The sequence below is a fragment of the Streptomyces durocortorensis genome (genome assembly GCF_016901035.1).
Taxonomy (GTDB): domain Bacteria; phylum Actinomycetota; class Actinomycetes; order Streptomycetales; family Streptomycetaceae; genus Streptomyces; species Streptomyces durocortorensis.
Map to the genome: position 1 here is coordinate 1 of NZ_JAFEUF010000509.1, position 1132 is coordinate 1132.

At 75.2% G+C, this 1132-nt stretch carries 3 protein-coding genes; 2 read left to right on the forward strand and 1 reads right to left on the reverse strand.

The window, feature by feature from the left end; all coding sequences use genetic code 11:
• Together JS521_RS35790 and JS521_RS35795 are read left to right on the forward strand one after the other, a co-directional pair.
• Window positions 1–150, forward strand: a 150-nt coding sequence (locus tag JS521_RS35790) for a zinc finger domain-containing protein (protein WP_275564252.1), incomplete at its 5' end; no start/stop codon positions are given.
• A 36-nt stretch (window positions 151–186) separates the two neighbouring features.
• The gene (locus JS521_RS35795; protein ID WP_205087009.1) at window positions 187–951 is read left to right on the forward strand and encodes an SDR family NAD(P)-dependent oxidoreductase; all 765 of its coding nucleotides are present in this window, start codon (window positions 187–189) and stop codon (window positions 949–951) included.
• Here JS521_RS35795 and JS521_RS37120 read toward each other — a convergent pair.
• A complete protein-coding gene (locus JS521_RS37120; protein WP_307848021.1) occupies window positions 899–1117 on the reverse strand; it encodes a hypothetical protein in 219 nt (72 codons plus the stop codon). The genes JS521_RS35795 and JS521_RS37120 overlap by 53 nt on opposite strands.
• Window positions 1118–1132: the final 15 nt, after the last annotated feature.

A 1132-nucleotide genomic window follows, 5' to 3' on the forward strand; every position in this document is an offset into this window, starting at 1 on the left:
CGCCCGCCCGTCCGCGTACAGGAGCGGCTGTACGTCTACGGGCGCGCCCGCCGCCCCTGCCTGCGCTGCGGCACCCCGATCCGCCTGGCCGACCAGGACGACCGCCCCACCTACTGGTGCCCCGGCTGCCAATCAGGCCCCACCCCCTAGTTGACGACCCGTCAGATACAGCCGTACGGTCCGGTCATGCCTCTCTCCGCGTACGACCTCACGGGCCGCGCCGCGTTCGTCACCGGTGCGGCGAGCGGCATCGGGCGGGCGAGCGCCCTGCTGCTCGCGGAGGCCGGGGCCCTGGTGCACTGCGCGGACCGCGACGAGACGGGCCTGCGCCGGACGTACGACCTGATCGCCGACGCGGGCGGCAGCGCCCGGACCCACCCCCTGGACGTCACCGACCGCGACCGGATCCGTGCGGCCGTCGACGCGGCGGGGCATCTCGACATCCTGGTCGCCGCGGCCGGGATCATGCACACCAGCAGCGTGCTGGAGACCACGGACGAGGATCTGGACCGGGTGCTGGCGGTCAATTTCAAGGGCGTGCTCCACGCCTGCCAGGAAGTGGCCCGCTCCATGAGAGCCCGCTCCGCCCCCGGCTCGCTGATCACGATGGCGTCGGGCGCCGTGGACTCCGCGAGCGCGGGCCTGCTCTGCTACAGCGTCGCGAAGGCCGCAGTGGTGCAGCTCACCAGGACGCTGGCCACGGAGCTGGGGCCGCACGCCATACGGGTGAACGCCGTCGCCCCTGGCTGGATCCGTACGCCGATGACCGACCGGCACGATGCCGCGGGGCAGCACCGGGCGGAGGCGACGATGGCCCGGATCTCCCCGCTGGGCCGGGTCGGCGAACCCGAGGACGTCGCCCATACCGTGCTGCACCTGGCGTCGGACGCCTCGGCCTTCATGACCGGCCAGATCCTCCGGCCGAACGGCGGCGTCGCCATGCCCTGGTGAGCCGCCCAGCAGCCGCCCCAGGGCCCCTCGACGAGCCCAGGGGCACCACCGACGCGACATGGACCGGCAGCAGGCTCAGCCCCCAGCCGCCCGCCGCCACCGCCCCGTGCGTCGGCCTCCCCGTCGCCGCCGCCGCGCGGCACGGCAGCCCCCGCGGCGGGGCCACGGTCCGGGCGGTAGC